This is a genomic window from Leifsonia aquatica (genome assembly GCF_014190775.1).
Classification (GTDB): domain Bacteria; phylum Actinomycetota; class Actinomycetes; order Actinomycetales; family Microbacteriaceae; genus Leifsonia; species Leifsonia aquatica.
In genome coordinates this window covers 1-20,273 of record NZ_JACHVP010000005.1, presented here as the reverse complement: position 1 = coordinate 20,273, position 20,273 = coordinate 1, and the positions used below count along the sequence as shown (strand labels likewise).

At 68.3% G+C, this 20,273-nt stretch carries 19 protein-coding genes; 2 read left to right on the top strand and 17 right to left on the bottom strand.

What is annotated here, in order from left to right; translation table 11 throughout:
• Positions 1-5: 5 nt before the first annotated feature.
• Positions 6-1,649: an ABC transporter substrate-binding protein gene (locus FHX33_RS18325; protein ID WP_021764568.1), complete on the bottom strand. Its 1,644-nt coding sequence runs from the start codon at positions 1,647-1,649 to the stop codon at positions 6-8.
• Positions 1,650-1,835: 186 nt separating this feature from the next.
• On the opposite strand from FHX33_RS18325, the gene FHX33_RS18320 reads away from it, so the two are divergent.
• Positions 1,836-2,399, top strand: a complete 564-nt coding sequence (locus tag FHX33_RS18320; RefSeq protein ID WP_021764569.1) for a TetR/AcrR family transcriptional regulator — start codon at positions 1,836-1,838, stop codon at positions 2,397-2,399.
• A gap of 32 nt (positions 2,400-2,431) precedes the next feature.
• On the opposite strand, the gene FHX33_RS18315 is transcribed toward FHX33_RS18320, so the two are convergent.
• The 3 genes from FHX33_RS18315 to FHX33_RS18305 all read right to left on the bottom strand — a co-directional run bounded on the left by FHX33_RS18315 (position 2,432) and on the right by FHX33_RS18305 (position 5,176).
• Positions 2,432-2,902, bottom strand: a complete 471-nt coding sequence (locus tag FHX33_RS18315; protein WP_021764570.1) for a DUF3237 domain-containing protein — start codon at positions 2,900-2,902, stop codon at positions 2,432-2,434.
• Complete coding sequence (locus FHX33_RS18310; protein ID WP_221209719.1) at positions 2,896-4,308, bottom strand: amidase family protein; 1,413 nt, start codon at positions 4,306-4,308, stop codon at positions 2,896-2,898. Before FHX33_RS18310 ends, FHX33_RS18315 begins: the two co-directional genes overlap by 7 nt.
• A gap of 112 nt (positions 4,309-4,420) precedes the next feature.
• Positions 4,421-5,176, bottom strand: coding sequence for an SDR family NAD(P)-dependent oxidoreductase (locus FHX33_RS18305; RefSeq protein WP_021765114.1), 756 nt, complete (start codon positions 5,174-5,176; stop codon positions 4,421-4,423).
• Between the two features lie 176 nt (positions 5,177-5,352).
• On the opposite strand from FHX33_RS18305, the gene FHX33_RS18300 reads away from it, so the two are divergent.
• Positions 5,353-6,243 (top strand): hypothetical protein, encoded by an 891-nt coding sequence (locus FHX33_RS18300; RefSeq protein WP_039923772.1) that lies wholly within the window; start codon positions 5,353-5,355, stop codon positions 6,241-6,243.
• Positions 6,244-6,263: 20 nt separating this feature from the next.
• On the opposite strand, the gene FHX33_RS18295 is transcribed toward FHX33_RS18300, so the two are convergent.
• The 13 genes from FHX33_RS18295 to FHX33_RS18235 all read right to left on the bottom strand — a co-directional run.
• Positions 6,264-7,409: an MFS transporter gene (locus FHX33_RS18295; RefSeq protein ID WP_183428832.1), complete on the bottom strand. Its 1,146-nt coding sequence runs from the start codon at positions 7,407-7,409 to the stop codon at positions 6,264-6,266.
• A gap of 4 nt (positions 7,410-7,413) precedes the next feature.
• Complete coding sequence (locus FHX33_RS18290) at positions 7,414-8,250, bottom strand: carbohydrate ABC transporter permease (RefSeq protein ID WP_021762351.1); 837 nt, start codon at positions 8,248-8,250, stop codon at positions 7,414-7,416.
• The gene (locus FHX33_RS18285) at positions 8,244-9,218 is read right to left on the bottom strand and encodes a carbohydrate ABC transporter permease (protein ID WP_183428831.1); all 975 of its coding nucleotides are present in this window, start codon (positions 9,216-9,218) and stop codon (positions 8,244-8,246) included. Before FHX33_RS18285 ends, FHX33_RS18290 begins: the two co-directional genes overlap by 7 nt.
• The gene (locus FHX33_RS18280) at positions 9,215-10,543 is read right to left on the bottom strand and encodes an ABC transporter substrate-binding protein (RefSeq protein ID WP_021763241.1); all 1,329 of its coding nucleotides are present in this window, start codon (positions 10,541-10,543) and stop codon (positions 9,215-9,217) included. Before FHX33_RS18280 ends, FHX33_RS18285 begins: the two co-directional genes overlap by 4 nt.
• 158 nt (positions 10,544-10,701) lie before the next feature.
• Positions 10,702-11,793: a LacI family DNA-binding transcriptional regulator gene (locus tag FHX33_RS18275; protein WP_039922389.1), complete on the bottom strand. Its 1,092-nt coding sequence runs from the start codon at positions 11,791-11,793 to the stop codon at positions 10,702-10,704.
• A 35-nt stretch (positions 11,794-11,828) separates the two neighbouring features.
• The gene (locus FHX33_RS18270) at positions 11,829-12,752 is read right to left on the bottom strand and encodes a PfkB family carbohydrate kinase (RefSeq protein ID WP_021763239.1); all 924 of its coding nucleotides are present in this window, start codon (positions 12,750-12,752) and stop codon (positions 11,829-11,831) included.
• 10 nt (positions 12,753-12,762) lie between these two features.
• On the bottom strand, positions 12,763-13,764 hold the full coding sequence (locus FHX33_RS18265; RefSeq protein WP_021763238.1) for an SIS domain-containing protein: 1,002 nt from the start codon (positions 13,762-13,764) through the stop codon (positions 12,763-12,765).
• A gap of 328 nt (positions 13,765-14,092) precedes the next feature.
• Complete coding sequence (locus FHX33_RS18260; RefSeq protein WP_021763236.1) at positions 14,093-14,896, bottom strand: class I SAM-dependent methyltransferase; 804 nt, start codon at positions 14,894-14,896, stop codon at positions 14,093-14,095.
• Between the two features lie 310 nt (positions 14,897-15,206).
• A complete protein-coding gene (locus FHX33_RS18255) occupies positions 15,207-15,761 on the bottom strand; it encodes a hypothetical protein (protein ID WP_155829034.1) in 555 nt (184 codons plus the stop codon).
• 40 nt (positions 15,762-15,801) lie between these two features.
• Positions 15,802-17,655: an alpha/beta fold hydrolase gene (locus tag FHX33_RS18250; RefSeq protein ID WP_155829033.1), complete on the bottom strand. Its 1,854-nt coding sequence runs from the start codon at positions 17,653-17,655 to the stop codon at positions 15,802-15,804.
• A gap of 213 nt (positions 17,656-17,868) precedes the next feature.
• Positions 17,869-18,036, bottom strand: coding sequence for a hypothetical protein (locus FHX33_RS18245; RefSeq protein WP_155829032.1), 168 nt, complete (start codon positions 18,034-18,036; stop codon positions 17,869-17,871).
• Positions 18,037-18,192: 156 nt separating this feature from the next.
• Positions 18,193-19,389, bottom strand: a complete 1,197-nt coding sequence (locus tag FHX33_RS18240) for an ABC transporter permease (RefSeq protein ID WP_021763232.1) — start codon at positions 19,387-19,389, stop codon at positions 18,193-18,195.
• A partial coding sequence (locus FHX33_RS18235) for an ABC transporter ATP-binding protein (RefSeq protein WP_246397573.1) occupies positions 19,386-20,273 on the bottom strand: 888 nt, incomplete at its 5' end. The genes FHX33_RS18240 and FHX33_RS18235, both read right to left, overlap by 4 nt.

Here is a 20,273-nt window from a genome sequence, read left to right as displayed (position 1 = left end):
GGCCGTCACTCGGCGCCGAGGTGGAGCGCCCACGGCGAGCCGATGTAGGCGAACGAGACGGTGGCGCCGGTGAGCTTCGAGCTCAGATACACGGAGGAGTACTTCGCGCCGAGGGTCACGAGCGGCTGGGACTCGTCGTAGATCGCCTGGGCCTTCACGAACTCGTTCGCGGCGGTCGTCGCGTCGGTCGTCTGGATGGCGGCGGTCAGGTGCTTCGTGACTTCCGGGTCGCTGTAGCCCGACCAGTTGAACAGGCCGAGCGGCTGCGGCATCGTGAAGAACGCGGCGTTGGTGATCGGGCCCGGTGCGTTGAGGTAGCCCATGGTCCCGATGAAGTCGATGCCCTTCCGGGCGGAGGCGTCGTAGAAGAGACCGGCGAAGTCGGTCGCCTGCAGCTGCTTGATCGTGATCGTGAGGCCGAGCTTCTTGCCCGCGGCCTGCACGATGGTCGCCGACTGCAGCAGCTCCTGGTTGCCCGCCGGGATGGCGAAGACGAGGTCCTTCGCTTCCGGCTTCGCCTCGGCGATCAGCTTCTTCGCCTTGGCGAGGTCGACCGGGTAGTCGGGCAGCGCGTCGTAGCCCTTCTGGTAGATCGCCGCGTCCGGGAGGCCGGAGAAGGTGAGCGGGAGGCTGAAGGTCTTGGCCACGGCGCCGTAGCCGCCGAGCACGGTCTTCACGTACGCCGTCTTGTCGATGGCGAGGTTCAGCGCCTGACGGACGCGCGGGTCGGCGGCCGGGCCGCTGTCGGCGACGGGTCCGAAGCTCAGCGAGCCGGTGCTCGGCCCGAAGTACAGGGCGCCGGACTTCGAGGACGACAGGGTCTTCGCGCTCGAGGTCGGCACGTCGTAGGCGCCGTCGACCTCGCCCGAGAGGAGGGCGCTGGTCAGCGTCGAGTTGTCGGCGATGAAGACGTAGTCGAGCTCCTTGGTCTTGGGCGCGCCGTTCCAGTAGTGGGGGTTGGCCGTGGTGACGATGCTCTTGCCCGGCGTCCAGCTCTTCAGCTCGAACGGGCCGGTGCACATGAGGCCGCCGGAGGAGGTGCCGAGTGCCTGCCCGGCCTTCTCGGCGTACGCCTTCTCGAAGACCACGCCCGCGGTCGTCGCCAGCGCGTTGCGGAACTGCGAGTCCGGCGCCGCGAAGTGCAGCGTGACCTCGTGCGCTCCGGTGGCGGCCATCGACGTGACGCCGGCGAACAGGCCGACGTTCACCGAGCCGGTCGTGGGCGACGCGCTCTGCTGCAGGCTGTAGAGCACGTCGTCGGCGGTCATCGGGGCGCCGTCCCAGAAGGTGACGTCGTCCCGCAGCTCGATCGTGAAGGTCGTGGGGTCCGTCCAGTCGGCCGAGGTCGCGAGGCCAGGGGCGACGGCGAAGTCGGGGGTGAGCGAGAGCAGGTTCTCGCAGAGGTTCGCGTTGACGAGGTACGACGAGTCCGTTCCGGACTGGATCGGGTTGAGCGTCGGCGGCTCGCCCGCCGACAGCGCCCAGGTGACCTTGTCGGCCGTCTTCGTGGCGGCCGTCGTGGTGGTGACCAGCTTGGAGGCCGGGTAGAGGCCGTCGGAGCGGGTGGAGGTGGACGACGGGGAGGTCGTACACGCGGCCAGTGTCGTCACCAGGGCGACGGATCCGGCGATGGCAAGGACTCGTTTCATCGGGCTGCCTTTCGTTTCGCAACGGGGGTGAATCGCCGAGGACGTTCCGGCGGACGACGGGATCCGGGGACCACCGCCGTGGTGGATTGTGCCGAGACTAAGCGCCAGAACCGTTTTTGGTCAATACTGACTAACAAAAGATTTTGTGTCGCCGCCGGAAATGCCGTCCGGCTAGATTGGGGAGTCATGGGCAGACCGAGCGTGAAGGCCGAGCGCCGCGAACAGATCCTGGCGGCGACCGCGCGCTGCGTCGCCCGCGTCGGACTGGCGGGGCTCACCCTCGAGAAGGTGTCGGCGGAGTCGGGCATGAGCCGCGGCCACATCCGCCACTACGTCGGCAACCGCGAGGACCTCGTCCTCGCCCTCGTCCAGTGGGAGATCGGCAAGGACGACGAGCTCGCCGGCGCCGAGAACGAGCCGGACAGCGTCCCGACCATGCTCGACTACCTGTACGGCGCGCCGTTCTCGGCGCCGACCGACGACAACTCGGTCATCCTGGAGCTGCTGAACGCGGCACGGACGAACGACGACATCCGCGGCGCCATGCTCGACGGCTACACCGCCCTGCGCCGCGAGATCCACGCGGTGCTCGTCGCGAACTACCCGGACGCCGACACGGACGAGCTCTGGAAGCGGGCGTACGCCCTCCTGGCCCTGGCCATCGGCAACGCCGCCATGAGCGACCTCGACCCCGCGACGAACTTCGACGCCATCGTGCGGCAGAACGGCGAGCGGCTGCTCGAGCACTGACCCGGGAGGTCCGCCCCGCGGCGGTCGCCCGGTCAGCTCAGGACGAAGACGCGGATGTCGACGCGATCGGGTCCGGGCCGCGCCATCCCGACGAACTGGTGCCGGCCGAGCCACGCGTGCTCCGGCGCCGCCGTCGAGAACACCGGGGCCGTCCGGTAGTAGAGGGCCTCCTCCGGGATGTGCTCGCGCGCCTCGAACGCCGCCGCGTATCCCGGATCGGCGAGCCAGAAGTATCCCCGGTTGACGATGTCGATCGTGGCTCCGTCGTCGGCCTCCAGCAGATAGCGGGCGTCGAGGAAGGTGGTCTCGCCCCGGGTGATCCACCAGTCGCCGCCGCCTGGGACGACCCGGCCCCGCAGCCGAGGCCCCTCGACGACACCGCCGGTGATCGGCGTGAAGTTGCGGTCCTCGCCTCCCTCGCCGCCGATCCGGACGGGCTCACCCACCTCGACGCGCAGTTCGAAGGCGAACTCGAGGTGCGGCTCCAGGAGCCCCGTCACCATCGCGGTGCGGTGGGGGTCAGGCGACCGAGCGCGCGCTCGACGTCGGCGGCCGCCGCCAGCGCGACGTGGTCGGCGTTTCGGTCGGCGATCAGCTGCACGCCGACGGGCGAGCCGGAGTCGGCGACGTGAGTGGGCACGGCGGCGGACGGCAGACCGAGGAAGTTGACGGCCACGACCAGGCGGTGGCGTCGCCACAGCTCATCGGCCGCCTCCGGCCCGTCGAGGTCGTACCCGATCGGGAACGGCTCGGCCGTCGCGACGGGGCCGAGGATGATCGGGTGCTCGGCGAAGAACTCGTGCCACAGGGCGGCGATGAGCACCCGCTTCGCCCAGGCGTCGGCGTAGTCGTCGACCGACGCGAACGGCTCGGCGCCGACCACGTTGTCCTGGAAGTACTGGACGGCTCCGTCGCTCAGCGGCGCCGGGAGCGCACCCGGGGCGAACAGGCCCTTCATCTCGTACGCCGAGAGGCGCCGCCAGAGCACCGCCGCCTCCTCCAGCATCGGCGGCTCCACCTCGTCGACCTGCCAGCCCGCGTCCGTGAGGGCGCTGGCCGCGGCCTCCACGGCATCGGCGACCGAGGGCGCGACGCCCCAGCCGAGCGGATCGCGGACCACCGCGACCCGGCGCGGCCCGTCGTACGAGCGCGGGTGCTCCACCGTGATCGAGAGCGGGTCGCGCTCGTCGGCGCCGTGCACGACGGCGAACGCCAGATCGAGGTCGGCGGCCGAGCGGGCGATCGGTCCGTTGACCGCGAAGTGCTGCAGGGAGAGCGGGACCGGAGCCGGCGCGACGACCGGGGCCGGGATGCGCCATGCACTCGTGCGCAGGGCCGTCACGCCCGCGGCGTTGGCCGGGAGGCGCAGCGAGCCGCCGTAGTCGTTGCCGAGGCCGATCGCGGCCATCCCGGTCGCGACCGCCACGGCGTCGCCTCCGCTCGACCCTTCGGGCACGAGCGAGCGCACCCAGGGATTGAGGGTGCGGCCGAACAGGTCGTTGTCGGTGTCCCAGCGCAGACCGAAGTCGGGCATGTTCCCCCGGCCGATCGGGATGGCGCCGGCCGCCAGCATGCGCCGGACGGCCGTGGCGTCGTCCGCCGGCTGGTTGCCCTGGAGGAAGGTCGCGCCCTCGGTCGTGGGCGACCACGTCATGTCGATGTTCTCCTTGACGGAGAAGGGGACGCCGGCGAGCGGACCCGGGTCCTCCCCCGCAGCGATCCGGCGGTCGAGGTCCGCGGCGAGCGCGAGTGCCCGCTCCGCGAAGACGACCGTGAGCGCGTTCACACGCGGGTTGATCTCGTCGATCCTGCGCAGGTGCGCTTCGACCACCGCGGTCGCCGTCAGAGACCCCGTCCGCACCGCCTCCGCGATCTCGCCGGCGGACATCTCCCAGGGCTCGAGGCTCACGCTGTCTCCTTCGTCTCCGCCGGCGGCACCGGCTCTGCTGACGACTCTATGGACAGCGCGATTGATGGTCAATACTGACTAACAAAATTCCCAGGCGAGGATCTCGCCCGCTCTAGTGGACGGAGAACCCGCCGTCGACGGCGATCGACTGCCCGGTGACGTACCCGGAGGCGGGGCCGGCGAGGAACACCGCTGCACCCGCGAAGTCCTCCGGGATTCCGTTCCGTCCGACCAGGGTGCGCGCGGCCAGCGCCTCGACGGTCGCGGGATCCGAACTGAGCCGCCGGTTCAACGGGGTCTGCACGAATCCGGGGATGAGGGCGTTCGCCGTGATCCCCCGCGCCGACCACGCCTCCGCCTGCGATCGCGCCAGCGCTTCCACGGCCGCCTTGGAGACGCCGTAGGCGCCGCTCGCCGCGAAAGGACGGTGCGCCTGCTGCGAGCTGATGTGGATGAAGCGGCCGTACCCGCGCGACGCCATGCCCGGGGCGAGCCGTTGGCCGAGGATGAACGGGGCGTCGAGGTTCACCGTCATGACGGCATCCCAGGTCCCCTCGTCCAGCTCGGGCAGAGGAGGGCGCAGGTTGATGCCGGCGGAGTTCACGAGCACGTCGACGTCGCCGACGGCATCGGCCAGAGCGTGGGCTCCGCCACGGGTGGAGAGGTCGGCGCGGATGGCAGCTGCGGAACCGCCGTCGGATCGGATCTCCGCCACCGTCGACTCGAGGGCGGACTCGGTTCGCGCAGCGACCAGCACGTGAGCTCCGGCGCCGGCGAGAGCAGCGGCGATGGCTCTGCCGATCCCCGAACTCCCCCCGGTGACAAGCGCGGTCCGGCCGTCCAGCCCGAAGAGCTTCTCGAGATACATCGCCCCAGGCTAGCGACCGCGGTCTGTCCTCGCCCCACGACTGCGGTCCTGCGGTACGTCCGCGCCCGCTCGCCCGACCGCGAACGTACCGCAGGACCGCAGACGCCGCCCGTCCGTCCTCTGCACGGCGCTTGCCGCGCGCGGCGTTTCGGCGCATCCTGTTCCCGTGGGACGAGATGGCGCGTAAGGCGCCTCCGCGCGAGCAGGCCGCGACGCCGCATCCGTGGCGGCGCGTGGCCGTGTGGGTCGCTGCGACCGCGGGCGCGGCCGTGATCGGTCTGGTCGTCACCGGAGTCGTCCAGTCGGGCGAGCACTGGTTCGCCGGAGCGACGACCTCCGGCCCGCCGGTCGCCGTGCGCACGGACAGGCAGCCGGCGCAGGACGACGTGAGCCTGCCCGTCGGCCAGTCCCTGTCGGCGGCGGAGCGCAAGACCCTGTCGGCGATGGATGTGCGGCACGCAGACGCCTGGCTGGTCGCCCACAAGCACGGCATCGTCACCAGCGACGTGGTGGAGTCCCTCGCGGTGACAGGCAACCGGCAGGATCCGGTGCGGATCGTCGGGATGTCCCTCGCCAGCGACTGCCGGGCTCCCTCCCGCGGGACGCTGGTGCGCCAGGTGACCGGCCGCGGCGCCGGGGTCGACTCGGAGAGCATGACCTTCTATCCGGAGGAGAGCGACCCCGGCCCGTTCGAGTTCACCGCAGCGGGCCTGAAGAAGGACTACTTCCCCGCCCGGACCATCGTGCTGAAGCACGGCGAGCAGGTCGTGGTCGACGTGGATGTCTCCCCCGGGCGCCTGGACAGCGACCCGGCCGATCCCGGCACCGTCCGCGCCTGCGCCATCCAGCTGACGATGACGGTCCTGACGGGTGGGAAGGAAGCGACCGAGGCCGTTCCGGGCCGTCTGACGGTGATGGATGTCGAGCCGACCGCGGCCGACGCGGACTACGCCAGCGTCTACGTGGGGACGGGCGTCTGCGACGCCCTCTATCCAGTGCCGCCCGGCTGGCAGGGCGACCCCGTCGCAGCCTGCGGGGCCGGGCACGTCACGTACGGCGCGCGCTGAGCTGCCCGCGCACGACCGCCTCAGCGCGGCCGCACCCCCGGCACCAGCGGCAGCACGGCCGCGAGAGCGACGAACGCGGTCGCGACCAGGAACGGCCCGAACGATCCTCCGCTCTGGCCCGCGAATCCCGCGACGGCGGTTCCCGCCGCCCCGCCCACGAGCCCGGCCGTGTTGAGCCAGCCGAACGCCTCGGCGGACTCGCCCTCGCCGAGCGACTCCGAGACCATCGCGTACAGCGTGGCGAGCGAGGGAGCGTAGCCCAGGCCCGAGAGGAACATCACGGCGAACAGCGGCAGCAGCGCCGTGATGAGCCCGGCCGCGGCCGTGGCGGCGGCCATCCCGGCCAGGATCAGCGCGAGGGTCCGCGGCCCCAGGCGCCGGTGGCCGAGCGCGAACCCGCCGACCAGCGAGCCGAGGCTCGCGATCGCGATCGCGACGCCGACCAGCGGCCCTTCGTCGGAGAACCGGGTCACGAGCGCGATCTCCAGCGCCCCGAAGGACGCGACCAGCCCGAAGCTCGCGGCGACCGCCAGCCGCATCGACCGCACGGCGAGCACACGGCCGAACGGAGCGCGGTTGCGCTCGAGCCGCAGCCCGCCGAGGTGCGGGCTGAGCAGGAACCACAGGGTCCCGACGATCGCGACGCCCGCCGCGAGGAGCAGCGGGAAGGCGGTGGACACCGTGGTCGCCAGGAGCGTCGCCGCCACCGGCCCGAGGATCCAGATCAGCTCCTGCGCCGACGTGTCCAGCGCGAAGAGCGCGGGCACGCTCTCCTCCGGCGCCAGCCGCGGGTAGAGCGCCCGGACGACGGGCATGAGCGGAGGCACCGTCACGCCGATCACGAGGCCGAGCGCGATGAGCAGTGGAGGCTGCGGGCCGCCGAGCGCGAGCACCAGCATCGCCGCCGCGTTCACCGCGGCGAGCGCGGCGACCGTCGCCCGGACGCCGAGCCGCGCGGCCAGCCGGCTGGTCAGCGGCATGGCGACCGCCTGCCCGACGCTCAGGCAGGCGACCGCCACTCCGGCGATGGCGTACGAGCCGGTCAGCCGCTCGACGTGCAGCAGCACGGCGAGGGACAGCATCCCGAGCGGGAACCGCGCGAGCAGCTGCGCCGCGGTGATGCGGGCGATACCGGGCAGACGGACGAGGTCGAGGTACGCGCTCACCCACTCACTTGCCCACGCCGCCCGCGAGGCCGCGGACGAAGTAGCGCTGGCAGACGAAGAACAGGATCACCATCGGGAGCGCGGCCATCACCATCCCGGCGAAGACCACGGGGTACTGCGTGCCGTTCTTCGACATGAGGTCCGCCAGGCCGACGGGCAGCGTCTGCACGCCCGTGCCGGAGGTGAACACCATCGCGAAGAGGTACTCGTTCCAGTTCTGCAGCACGTTGAGCACGATGGTCGTGATGACGATGGGCATGCTCATCGGCAGGATGATGCGCCAGAACGTGGCCGCCCGCGAGGCGCCGTCGATCGAGGCGGCCTCGTCGACCTCGCGCGGCAGGTCGAGCATGTACGCGCGCATCAGGAACACCGTGAACGGGATGCGGAACGCCGTGTAGAGGATGAGCAGGCCGAGGAACGAGTCGTACAGCCCCATCCCCTGGAACATCTTGACGAGGGGGATGAGCGCGACCGTCGGCGCCAGCATCAGGCCGGCGAGCACCAGCACGGTGAAGGTGCGGTTGAGCGGGATGCTCACCCGGGTCAGGCCGTACGCCGCCCACGCGCTGATCAGCTCGGTGATGAGCGTCGCGAGCACGGTGAGCGAGACGCTCGTGAACACGAAGTCGCCGACGCCCTGCCGCCACGCCGTCGCGAAGTTCTGCCAGATCGGCGACGCCGGCAGCGCGAACGGGTTGGTGAACAGCTCGGCGTTCGTCTTGAGCGCGTTCGTCACCATCCACAGCAGCGGGTAGAGCACCACCACGGCGAGCACGATCAGGAGGGTCCACATCGCCGCGACGCGCACGCCGCGGCCGAACCGGGCCAGGACTACCATTCCACTCTCCTCTTGCGCGAGTACGCGAGCTGCGCGACGGCGAGCACCAGCGTGATGACGAAGATCGCGACGCCGATGGCCGCGGCCGAGCCGAAGTCGTTCGTGACGAAACCCGCGTGATAGAGCCACGTGCCGAGCACCTGGCTCGAGTTGTTCGGCCCTCCGCTCGTCATCACCATCACCTCGTTGAAGACCTGGAAGGCCCCGGAGATCGTGACGATCATCATCAGGCCGGTCATCTCGCGCACGAGCGGCAGGGAGACGTCGAAGAAGCGGCGCACCGGCCCGACGCCGTCGAGCTGGGCCGCCTCGTACAGCTCCTGCGGGATGCGCTGCAGCGCCACCGAGAACAGCAGCACGCTGTAGCCGAACCCCTGCCACTGGCTCATCGCGATGATCGCGAAGATCGCCGTGCCCTCGTGCCCGAGCCACGCCTGCGAGAACTGGCCGAGGCCGACGTTGTCGAGGAAGACGTTGAGCAGTCCGGTCTGCGGCTGGTAGACGAAGTAGAACAGGAGGCCGGCGACCGTCAACGAGATCGCCGACGGGATGAAGTAGATCGCCCGGAACGCCTTGCGCCAGCGCTCGCTGCGCACGCTCTCCACGATGGCGGCGAGGACCAGCGCGCCGAAGACCTGGAAGACGATCGAGAGCCCCGCGTACCAGGCGTTGTTGCCGAGCGCCCGCCAGAAGACCGGGTCGCCCGCGAGGTTCGTGTAGTTCTCGATGCCGACGAAGGTCTGCTCGCCGCTGTAGATGTTCCACTTCAGGAAGCTGAAGAGGATGTTCTGCAGCAGCGGCCAGTAGACGAACACCGCCAGCACGGCGAGGGCGGGGATCAGCCACACCAGGCCGCGCCAGCTCGGCGCGCGCCGGCGACCGGAGCCGGGGGCGCCGGTCGCGGGGGCCGTGCGGCCGCGCTCGAGACGCGGCCGCACGGGAGCGGGCGGGGCCTGGGTGGTGGTCATTTCGCCTTCTCGGCGGCCTGACGCACGGCCTTCAGCGCCGCATCCGGAGTGAGGCTGCCCGAGACGAGGCCCTCGGACGCCGCCACCCACGCGTCGGCGACGTCGGGCACGTTGGCCATGTCGAGCCAGACGAAGGTGGTCTTCGCGTCGTTGACGAGCTTCGTGCCCTCGGCGACCGCCGCCGTGGCGTTCTGGTCGGTGACCGCCCCCTTCACGGCGCTCGGCTGGCCGTACGGCGGCGAGGAGAGGGTCGTGGCGTTCTTCAGGTTCGTCGCGAACTTCATGAAGTCGAGCGCGAGGGCGGCGTTCTTGCTGCGCTGGTTGATCATGTAGCCCTCGGGAGCGGCCTCCAGCGTCCCCGCGTCGCCCTTGGCCGACGCCGGTGCGGGCAACGGGAAGATCCCGAAGCCGTCGGCGTGCAGCTGGCTGTCGGCGGTGTTCACCGAGTCGAACTCGATGAGCTCCTGGTAGTACATCGCGGCCTTGCCCGTCGCCTGCTGCTGCTGCGCGGTCGTGTAGGTCACACCGTTGGAGTTGGAGGCGTCGCCGGTGCACTCGGTCACGAGCTGCTGGAACTGCTTCATGCCCTCCGCGTAGCCCGGGTCGGTGTACTTCGCGGTCTTCGGCGTGAGGTCGGCGTCGAGGGTCGAGCGCGGCACGTCGTAGGCGAAGAGCTGGCCGAGGTAGTGCAGGCCGGGCCAGCCGTCCTTGTTGCCGAAGGCGATGGGCACGTAGCCGGCGGCCTTGATGGTCGAGCAGTCCGAGATCAGCTCGTCGAAGCTGGTCGGGACGCTCAGGCCGAGGTCCGCGAAGATCTTCGTGTTGTATCCCATGAACTTCGCGTCGTTGTAGAGCGGGACGCCGTAGTACTTGCCGTCGTACTTGAAGGCGTTCAGCGATCCCTCGCCGAAGGTGTCGCCCCAGGTCGTGCCGGGCGCGATCACCGAGCTGAGGTCGGCGGCGAGTCCGTTGAGGGCGAAGTTCTCACCCCAGTTGCCGGCGTAGCTGAAGTAGATGTCGGGCAGCGACTGCGACCCGATCAGGACCTTCTCCTTGTCCTTGATCGCGTTGTCGTCCGTCTCCTGCGCCAGGGTGATCTTCACCTGGGGGTGCTCGGCCTTGTATGCGGCCACGACGCCCTCGAAGTACGAGCTCATGGGGTCGCCCGCTCCGGCGGTCAGGATGCTCAGGCTGCCCGAGTAGTCGGGCTTGGCCGCGATGTCGGCGGCCGCGGTGCCGCCTCCGCCGGACGAGCACGCCGTCAGCGCGAGCGCCAGGACGCCCATAGCCGCCACCGTGATGGTTCTGGTCTTCTTCACGCTCATCTCCCGTCGTCCGGGTCGTGCGGAGGGTGCCTGCCGCCGGACCCGTCTTTGGATCGGTTGGACCGGTCGCTCCGGACCGGTTGCGATGACTATACGGGAAATTGGTACCGGTATCAACATTGGATCAGGATTCGGGGATCCCGGCCCGGCCGGTGAACTCAGGAGGCGGGAGGGGCGACGCTCTCGCGAGCGACGAAGTCGGCCTCGAGCACGTGCGTCGCCGTCGGCGCCTCGCTTCCGCCGACCCGCGCCAGCAGGCACTCGGCGGTCAGCGCGCCGAGCTGGTGCATCGGCTGCGCCACCACCGACATCGGCGGCGTCATCACGCTCGCCCAGGAGCTGTCGTCGAAGCCGATCAGCGACACGTCCTCCGGGCAGCGCAGCCCGCGCTGCCGCAGCGCGCGCAGCGAGCCGGTGAGCGCGTCCGTCTCCGTGGCGAAGATCGCAGTCGGCGGATCCGAGAGGGACAGCATCCCGAGCACCGCGCGCGTCGCCTGCGGCTCGTTCTTGAGCACGTGGGTCACGAGGGAGGTGTCGAAGGGGATGCCCGCGCGCTCCAGTGCGTCGAGGTAGCCGAGCAGCCGCTCGCCGTCGCTCCACAGCGCGTTGTCGATGATGCGCCGCAGATCGTCGGCGTCGGCCGCGGGCTCGGTGGTCACCGGGCCCCACACGAACCCGATGCGGCGGTGGCCCTGGTCGATCAGCGAGGCCACGGCCTCCCGCGACGCCTCGCGGTTGTTGATGACGACGGCGTCCGCGTCCACCGCGTCGACCAGACGGTCGAGGAGCACGAGCGGGATCTCGCGCTTGGCGACGATGTCGAGGTGGGGCAGTGGATCGGTGCGGCCCGCCGCCGGCGCGAGCGCGATGCCGTCGACCTGCTTGTCGACGAGCACCTCGATCGCGGCCTCCTCGAGCTGCAGGTTCTCGTCCGTGCTCAGCACGATGACGTCGTAGCCGGCCGTGCGGGCGGCGTCGCTGAAGCCGCGCAGCACGCCGGCGAAGAACGGGTTGCCGACGTCCGCCAGCACCAGGCCGAGCGTGCGGGTCTCGCCGGTGGTCATGCTCCGGGCGATCGAGTTGGGCCGGTAGCCCAGCTCCTTCGCGACGGCCAGGATGCGGTCCCGGGTCTTCGGGCTCACCGAGCCGTAGCCGCCGAGGGTCCGGGCGACGGTCGCACGACCGACTCCGGCGGCCTCCGCCACCTCCGAGATCGTCGGCGACGGCGTCCGCTCGCGCTCCGTGGACATCGCCACCCCTTCCTTGTCGCGGGGCGGCGTCCGCGTCATCCGAGCTCGACGGCCGCCACCCCTCCGATCGGGCCGACGGCCTCGACGGCGCCCTCGCTGTCGCGTCCGTGGCCGAACGCTCCCTCGACGGTGCACTGCCGCGCCGCGAACTGCGCGGCCCGGCGCATGGACCGGTGCAGGGCCACGCCACTGGGCCGCTCGTTCCTGCGCCAGCCGGATCGCAGCAATTCAACCACGAACGCCGCGAGGTAGGCGTCGCCGCAGCCCATCGTGTCGACGAAGGGCCCCGGCACGGGCGCCGAGTCGGAGTAGTAGTAGGCGTCGCCGTCGAACAGCACCGCTCCCGCCGCCCCCTGCGTCCCCAGTACGAGTTTCGGGCCGTGGGAGGCGATGCGCCGCAGTTCCGCCCAGACCTCGGTGCGCGTGAGGTCGCCGCACGAGACGAGCGCCAGGTCCACCCAGGGGCCGACGGCGTCGAGGTACTCGGTCGTGCGGAACTCCGGCTCCGTCGAGAAGTCGTACGACCGCAGCACCCGCGTCGGCGCCAGCTTCGGCAACTCGGCGACGGACGCCGAGTACGCGCTCGAGTGCACGAGTGAGAAGCCGGCGGCGTACCGCACGTCCTCCGCATCCAGCCGCAACGGATCGCTGATCGTGACGCCGCCCTGGTTCCAGCCGAGGAACCTCCGCTCCCCCTCCACCGTCTCGATCTCGGTCACCCCGTTCGGCCCGGGGCGCACCGGGGAGCGCGAGGTGTCGACCCCGCAGTCCTCGATGGCGCCCCGGACGAAACGGCCGCGCTCGTCATCGCCGAACACCCCCAGGTACGCCGCCTCGGCGCCGAGCTGCCGGGCGAAAACGGCGACGTTCACCGCGTTGCCGCCCGGGTACTCGATGCCGCGGTCGACGAACCGGTCGACGATGTTGTCCCCGAAGCCGAGGACGCGCAGGTCGCTCATCGCATCCCGCTCAGTACTCGACGACGCGGTAGTAACGGCGCAGGTCGAGCGAGTGGTCGCGCGCCTGGGCGAGGTGCTTGCTGAAGCGGTCGACGACGGCGTCCGCGACCATCGGCGAGAGCAGTCCGCGGAACTCGTCGCTCACTCCCGGCAGCGCGTAGTCCTTGGTGTCGATAACCGTCACGTCGTCGCTGTAGGTCGTCGCGAACGAGTGGACGCGGTCCATCAGCGGCCGGGTCTCGTCCTCGCCCACGAAGAGCAGCATGCTGGTGTCCTTCTCGATCAGCTCCAGCGAGCCGTGGAAGAACTCGGCGGCGTGCACGCGGGTGGTGCGCAGCCACTGCATCTCCTCGAGGATGCACATCGAGTAGAGGTAGGTGAACCCCCACAGGTTCCCCGAGCCGACGAGGAAGTGGTAGTCGGTCTCCGCGTGCTTCTGCGCGAACGCCTGGCCGACGGCGTCGGCCTGCTTGGTGACCGCGACCAGCGCCTCCGGGATGTAGTCGAGGTCCTGCACCAGGCGGTCGTAGCCCTCGAACTCACCGCGGGCGGCGAGGAACGCGGCGCCGAACAGCAGGAACTGCACGTCGAAGGGCCACGCCTTCGGAGCCGAGAGCAGCACCTCGTCGACGGCGGTGGCGATCGGGCTCTCCGGATAGCCGGTGAAGCCGATGGTCAGGGCGCCCTTCTCGCGGGCGAACTCGACGCAGTCGAGGATGTCCTCGGTCGTGCCCGAGACGGAGGCGAAGATCGCCACCGAGTCCGGTCCGAACTGCGGGTCCGGCGCGAGGACGAACTCCTTGCCGATGACCGTGCGCACCGGGAACGCGGAGCGCGTCTGGAAGAAGCGCTCGTACGGCAGGGCCGCGGCGTAGGTGCCGCCGGCGCCGATGAAATAGATGTTCTTCCAGTGGCCGGCCTGGATGCGCGCGACCAGCTCCTCGATCTGCGGCCGGAGCGCCACGGTGCTCCTGACCTGCTCCAGGAATTCCTCTTCATTGAAGCCCAGCATCTGTCTCCCTCCACCGACCCACTTATTGGTACCGGTATCAATGTGTCTCAATGGTGGCATGGATGGGAGGTGGAAGCAAGGCGTGGCCTCCTACGTTCGTCCTCGCTACGCTTGGCGCCCGCGCACGGAGTGAGACAACTCTCGGCTCGAGAGTGCGACGAACGTGAGTGGGCCTGGGATACGCCAACTGGACCCCGGTTACAAGCCGTGCGAATCCGCGGCCGCAGACGATGGTCGCGACTCCCAGCGCGGCGCTGACCGCGACGACTGTGGGAGCATCCGGTCCGAGGGGGCGAAGATCGGTCCCCCGGCGCCTATGGGGCCACCGCTAAGAGGCGGCTTGAGACTGCTGTGCGTTCTCAGAGGGTTTGCTGTACTCCACCGTGATTGTGCCGCTAGTCCGGCTAATGGGCGCGCCGTTGAGGCCGGACGTGCGGGCCCCTGGGGTGAGGCCGGCGTTGGTGGCGTAGGTGTCGAGTTCTCGGAGGGTGGTGACTCGGCTGGTTTCGCTGACAAATCGGGTCGTGCCGTTGTCGATCCAGCAGTGGTCGATGGTCCAGGCTTCGTGGTCCAGGGTGGAGAAGCTGACGAGGGCTCGTTTGCCGTCGGGGTAGGGCACCGCGTAGGTGATGTCCGTGCGGGGACCGTGTATCGATTGCACGAATTCAGCGTTGTGGGTTTCCACAATGAGCGTTCCGCCGGGCCTCAGCGCCTTCGCGGCGTTGACGAAGACGCGAGCTTGATCGTCCGGTTTCGTGATCATCGAGATGGTGGCGCACACGCACAGGATGATGTCGTAGTCGACGCCGTAGTGGTCGTAGACGATGTCACCGCGCGTGCCAGTGACGCGGCCGGCGGTGTCGGCGTCCTCGAGTTGGGCGAGCATCTCGGTGCTGATGTCGATGCCGTGATACTCGACGGGTTGGCCGCCTTCTGCAAGTCGTTCCGCCAAGGGCAGGGCGACGCGGCCGGTACCCACGCCCAGCTCGAGCACGCGTTTCCCGCCGCCGACGTGTCCAGAGAGCCAGGCGAGTTCGCCTGGACCGATCGTCGTCCGGGGGAAGATCGTGTCGTAGATGTCGGCGAAGTCGGCGCCGTAGTGGAGGTACGAGGGCGTGGTGCTTGCGGTCATGAGTCTCCAATTTGAAGATAGAAGGAATTGAGTTGAATTCGGGGGTTACCGTCCGCGCGGCCCGCGGCACGTCGCTCCTGCGTACTTGCCCGAGGCTGATGGTGAGCGTTTGGCTCGATGTTTCTGGCATGCTCGAACGATCGCGCCTGCCGTGTATCCGACCAGCGCGGCGAGTCCCTCGCGCCATAGCGGGCCCGGCCATCCGATCAGGATCGAAGCGGTTATGGTGAGCAGACTGGCGGCGATGAAGGCAGCGAAGGGGTACTTGATACTTGCTGGGGTTCGAGCCCATTCGTCGCGTCGAATGAGGTCAGAGAAGTAGCCCATCGCGCCCCCTTTCGCTCGCCGGAGACTCGCCGGCAGTGGGAGGAGGCGTTGGCGATGTCTTATCCAGCTGATGAGCCTTCGAGATGAACAGAATCTCGGGATCGACCGACTCGTCGTAGCCGCCGTGGAGGGTCACGAGGAACTGGACGGCAGCGATTTCGGGGTCCTCTCGTTCGCGGGCCAACCGTAGGACATAGTCGCGTAGACCGGTGTAGGCGGGCACTGTTTCGATCGCATCGACGTCCCGCTCCTGGATGAGCGGGAGGAGGTCGCTGGTCATGTCGAAGATGGACTTCCTGAGTCTGCGCTGAGGAGCCCAGATGTTGTCGAGGAGGCCGCGCTTCTGTGGCTCGATCGTGTGCATCCAGGGTGTAGGTTGACCGTCGCAGCGGATGAATCGATGAAGCGGTTCGTAGTCGTGTATGGCCGGTCGTGGTGCGAAGAAGCTCCACATGGGTATCAAGGCTGCGGAGTCTTTTGCCCGGATCCGCGCGTATGCCCCTCCGGGCATTTGCTGGAGCACGGTGATGGTCAGCATGGATGCGGCAACCCCGACGACGGTCGCTAGCGTGATGCCCTTATGCCGCACCATGTACCGGCCTGCCCTTCAAGAAGTCGATGGTGATGTTGGCCAGGTCAGCTGCGAGGTGCGGCATGGCGATCATCGAGTCGTGCTTGCCGTCGACGACGACGAGATCCAGGTCCGCGTGAGAGGGATCGCGCGTGGCCTCGACGAGCTCCTCCTGGTGCTTTCGTTGATCGTCGAGTTCGACCGTCGCCTTGGACGCGACGACGAGGCAGGGGATCGGGGTCGTGAAGAGTGGGATCGGCTGGTCGGGCAGCGATCGGAGCAGCGCCGCGTACTCCCGCTGTGCGGCCCGCCACATGCGGTGGTTGCGCTCCTGAGCTACCGCTCTTTTCCTTGAGTGAGCGGGGAGGTAGCGGGTGGGGGGAGTGCCCGGATTGAGCGGGCCGATCCCGAACGACGTGATCCTTCGCTGTGTGGCGAACGCGTCAAGGAGCTTTCGTTGCTCCTTCATGGACAGTGAGCCGTCGGTGAACTGGTTAATGTTCGTGCTGTCAATGAAGACCAACGCATCGACGAAGCCGGGATACCGGTTTACGAGGAGGCGTGCGATTTCCCCGCCCATCGAGTGGGCGGCGATGACCAGGCGCTGGTCTGGTAGTCGCAGATGGTCGATGAGCGATTTGAGGTCGTCGACCGCGGCGTCTAAGGTCCACTCGGCTTCACGTTGTGGAGAGAGTGTGCTTGCGCCGTAGCCAGCGCGCTCATACGCGACGACGCTGAAGTCCGTCTTCTGCGTGAGCGAGTCGGCGTACCACTGGTACATCTCGATCGACGCGGCCAATCCTCCTTCGAAGACGACGAGCGTGTCACCGACGCCGGAGCGGCCCTGGTAGGCGAGGGTGTTGCCCGAAGAAGCGGTGATCTGTTCCCAGCCGAGAGGAAGCTCACGTAGCGAAAGTGATCGAGCGACGTTTGCCACCGCTAGCCCACCGATCGCTACTGCGCTCGTTGCGACCGCAGCGCGCGGGACGTCTCCCGCCGGCCTGTGGACCTGGAGGCCAGGGTGAGCAACGTAGTTGATGGCCGGGTGCACACCGGCGAATGCCCATGCGAACCGGCCCAGTCCCATCGCGTAGCCGTTCACCAGGTGGAAGGCGATTGCTGAGGCGGAGTAAAGACGCGTGATCGCGGGCGCCGGAAGGAGCGCGAGCGGATAGCTCACCTCCCAGGCAACGGTGCCCCATGTCGCGGATTTTGCGAGTTTCGGGTGTCGGTCGAAGAATTTCCAGAGTCGTTCATGGCCGTATCCCTGCGTGCGGAGGACGCCCGTGATGGCGGTTCCTTCGCGCCACTCCTTCCCGAAGAGCTTGGCCACGCCGGCGACTGCGTAGGAGAGGGTTCCCTGCAACGCCGTGTACCATAACGCGGCATCTTGAACGCGTGGGTTGGTCGAGAGACGCGCTATCGCGGCAGGAGCAAGGATCTGCGTTGTCGCTTGATCCGCCCCATCGGAGCCGTAGCGGTTGTAGAAGGCCAGAAGGCCCTCGGAGACCGCTAACTGCGCGCCCGCTATGCCTCGGATGATGTGGGCTGCGCGAGATTTTGGGGTGGGGGAGACGGTTAGGAGAGTTCCGGCCAGGACTCGGCTGGAGTGCAGGGCGACTAATGCCCACTTGCGATCGAGCGCCCGGAAGATCGCGCGCCCGATCACGGTCTTGCCGGGGTCCTGGCGGTTGATCTTTGACGCGCGTCGGACACCATCATCGTTGAGTTCTCGATGGTCGGCTAACGCCTCCAGGCTACTCACGGCACAGCTGAAGCCGGCGAACCGCTCACCAGTGGTGAGGGCTCGCCGGCGACGTACACCGGAGCTCATGTCGGCAGAATTACGGAAATACAACACGACTCCGATGCTCAGTGTTCAGCCACCGCGAATGACGTTCTTGACCATCTCGCCCACGAACCATCCTCCTTGGAGGGCGCCAAAGGCCATGGCAAGAGTCGGGGTAGCCAGGACCGCCGCGTCAGGCTTCCGCGTGATCGTCATTCGCTCCAGGGAGACACCCGCGCGCGACGTCTGGTCTTCGATTGCTTGTAGCAGCATGTCAGTCGTGTCCTAGCCGAAGCACTTGTTGAAGACCGTGTACATGCCGAAGCCGATCGCGGCAAACGCCACAACCGGACATGCGAGAACGGGGGCGCTTTCGCTGGGCATGACCTGAACTCGAGACCCTCCCGCGGTGCTTTTCGCGTTGGCGTTGACGTATCCGAGTACGTTGCTCATCTTGTAGCTCCTTTCATTCCGGTGCCGATCAGGCGGACGGCACCGGTTCGTATGACTTCGTTGTGATTCGTGGATGAAGGGCTAGCCATGGCCGAGGCGGACCACGGGGGCTGCCATCTGAGGTTGTGGCGGACACCGAATTCCTTTCGCTGTGGTCTACGCGGGGCGGGAGATGAGGTCTTTGACGCGGAGTCTTTGGTCGTACTGGATGACGCCGAGTTGGAACGCGGCGATCGCCAGTCGCAGGATCAGCGCGCCGATCACGAACAAGCCGATCGCGATAAGGGCCCCGGCCCAGGGGTTGAGCGCTCCGGTCGCGTTCAGGAGCAATGCGGTCATGGGTGCAGTGAACGGGAAATAGGTCAGGATCGCCACGACGGGGCTGTCAGGTGTCATGAGGATGGTGGTGATGAAGTAGAGCGGCGCGATGGTGACGATCACGACGGCGCTGTAGAACGGCGCGGCATCTTTGGCCGACGGCATGGCTGCCCCGATCAGGACCAAGACAGCGGCAAGGGTGAGCAGACCGCCCATGAGGAGTGCGAGCCCAAGCCCGACGCGCACGGGGTCCACGACGATCGTGTCGATCCCGAGGAAGCTGAGGTCTACGGTCGGTGCGGCGGCAGCGTAGAGCAGCACCCCGGTGATGACGAAGATCCCGATCTGTACCAGACCCAGCAGGGCGAGGGCGAGGATCTTGCCCTGGATGAGGGCGCGGGCGGGGAGGGAGACGAGGATCATCTCGCTGATCCGGTTTTCCTTCTCCTCAACGGCGGAGTTCAGCATCTGGTTGCCCAGCAGTGAGACGATCAGGATCAGCAGTACGGCGAGCAAGGCGGGCAGGATCATTGCGGAGATCCCTCCGGAGGGGGCACCGTCTGTGTAGGCGTGGATCGTCGTTGCCGGCGTCGTTCGAACCAGTTCTGCGGTGCTCGGGTCGAGGGTGCTGTCGATGCTGAGGGTGAATAGTTCACGGGCGAGGGTCGTGTAATCACTGTTGCCGAATGGGCCGCGGTCAGCCGCGTGGATCTCGACGAGCTCCGTGCTGGGGTTGGTTGGATAGTGGAGGTATGCGGTGAGCTTCCCGTCCTTCGTGCGCTGTTCCGCGTCGGAGCCCGCCGGGCGCCCTCCCAGACGCGCCGCTGCGGCCTCGGAGATGATTCCCGAGTCGTCTGAGTATTCGAAGCTGACGGGCTCCGACGTCTCGGGGGTGGAGGTGCCCGCCCAGGTCATCACGGCGATCATTGCCGCCATCAGAGCGGGAAGAAGGAGGGCGGCGATCCAGAACTGTGGCCGGCGGATTGTCCTGGTGAGTTCGAACCGGGTGACGATACGGACCTGATTGGCGCTCATGCGTAGACCTCCTCGTTGGCAGCGCCATAGAGGCTGACGAACACCTGATCCATCGACACTCGTTTCGGTTCGTAGGAGACCGGGCGTGCATCGCCGGCGACCAGGGCAGCAAGGATGTCCTCATCCGTCGCGCCAGCGGTCGGAAGCAGCTCGACGACATCGCCGACGCGGCGTGCCACGGTGTAGAGCGGCGATACTGGCAGTTCTCCCAGCAGGCGAGTCGCGATCGTTCGGGCGCCGTGGACGTCCTGGATCTCCTGGATCGTCCCGTACGCGGCGGCGTGCCCGTCCCGCAGCAGGAGTGCACGGTCACACAGCCGCTCGACTTCGTCCATGTTGTGGGTGACGAGGATCACGGTCGCTCCCGCCGCCTTGCGTTCGGCGATCAGATCCATCAGTAGCTGCCGATTGACCGGGTCCAACCCCTTCGCCGGCTCATCGAGGATCAGCAGGCCCGGGTCCCCCATAATGGCTACGCCCAGCTGGACCTTCTGTTGCTGACCGCCGGAGAGCTTCTCGAGTCGCATCCGTGCCCGGTCAGCGAGCCCGACGCGCTCCAGGTAGGTTTCCGACCAGGCGCGGGCCTCCTTGCGACCCAATCCCTTGATCTCGGCGAAGTACGCCATCACATCGAGAACGGTGTCCTTGCGATACAGACCGCGCTCCTCCGGGAGGTAACCCACCCGCGCGCGATCTCCTGGACGGAACGTCTGGCCATCGATGAGCAACTGGCCCCCGGTGGGCTGCAGCATTCCGAGTAGTGCGCGCAGCGTCGTGGTCTTGCCGGAGCCGTTGCTGCCGAGAAATCCGAAGGTTTCCCCGTACGCGACCGAGAACGAGAGATCATCTATGAGCACTCGGTCCCCGAAAACCATCCGGAAATT

Excerpts from the sequence above, each read along its gene's own strand:
- FHX33_RS18265 (WP_021763238.1), bottom strand. The coding sequence starts at position 13,764 with ATGCTGGGCTTCAATGAAGAGGAATTCCTGGAGCAGGTCAGGAGCACC.
- FHX33_RS18280 (WP_021763241.1), bottom strand. The coding sequence starts at position 10,543 with ATGAGCGTGAAGAAGACCAGAACCATCACGGTGGCGGCTATGGGCGTC.
- FHX33_RS18300 (WP_039923772.1), top strand. The coding sequence starts at position 5,353 with ATGGCGCGTAAGGCGCCTCCGCGCGAGCAGGCCGCGACGCCGCATCCG.
- FHX33_RS18320 (WP_021764569.1), top strand. The coding sequence starts at position 1,836 with ATGGGCAGACCGAGCGTGAAGGCCGAGCGCCGCGAACAGATCCTGGCG.
- FHX33_RS18285 (WP_183428831.1), bottom strand. The coding sequence starts at position 9,218 with ATGACCACCACCCAGGCCCCGCCCGCTCCCGTGCGGCCGCGTCTCGAG.
- FHX33_RS18270 (WP_021763239.1), bottom strand. The coding sequence starts at position 12,752 with ATGAGCGACCTGCGCGTCCTCGGCTTCGGGGACAACATCGTCGACCGG.
- FHX33_RS18255 (WP_155829034.1), bottom strand. The coding sequence starts at position 15,761 with ATGCTGACCATCACCGTGCTCCAGCAAATGCCCGGAGGGGCATACGCG.
- FHX33_RS18325 (WP_021764568.1), bottom strand. The coding sequence starts at position 1,649 with ATGAAACGAGTCCTTGCCATCGCCGGATCCGTCGCCCTGGTGACGACA.
- FHX33_RS18240 (WP_021763232.1), bottom strand. The coding sequence starts at position 19,389 with ATGAGCGCCAATCAGGTCCGTATCGTCACCCGGTTCGAACTCACCAGG.
- FHX33_RS18290 (WP_021762351.1), bottom strand. The coding sequence starts at position 8,250 with ATGGTAGTCCTGGCCCGGTTCGGCCGCGGCGTGCGCGTCGCGGCGATG.
- FHX33_RS18305 (WP_021765114.1), bottom strand. The coding sequence starts at position 5,176 with ATGTATCTCGAGAAGCTCTTCGGGCTGGACGGCCGGACCGCGCTTGTC.
- FHX33_RS18260 (WP_021763236.1), bottom strand. The coding sequence starts at position 14,896 with ATGACCGCAAGCACCACGCCCTCGTACCTCCACTACGGCGCCGACTTC.
- FHX33_RS18275 (WP_039922389.1), bottom strand. The coding sequence starts at position 11,793 with ATGTCCACGGAGCGCGAGCGGACGCCGTCGCCGACGATCTCGGAGGTG.
- FHX33_RS18315 (WP_021764570.1), bottom strand. The coding sequence starts at position 2,902 with ATGGTGACGGGGCTCCTGGAGCCGCACCTCGAGTTCGCCTTCGAACTG.
- FHX33_RS18245 (WP_155829032.1), bottom strand. The coding sequence starts at position 18,036 with ATGAGCAACGTACTCGGATACGTCAACGCCAACGCGAAAAGCACCGCG.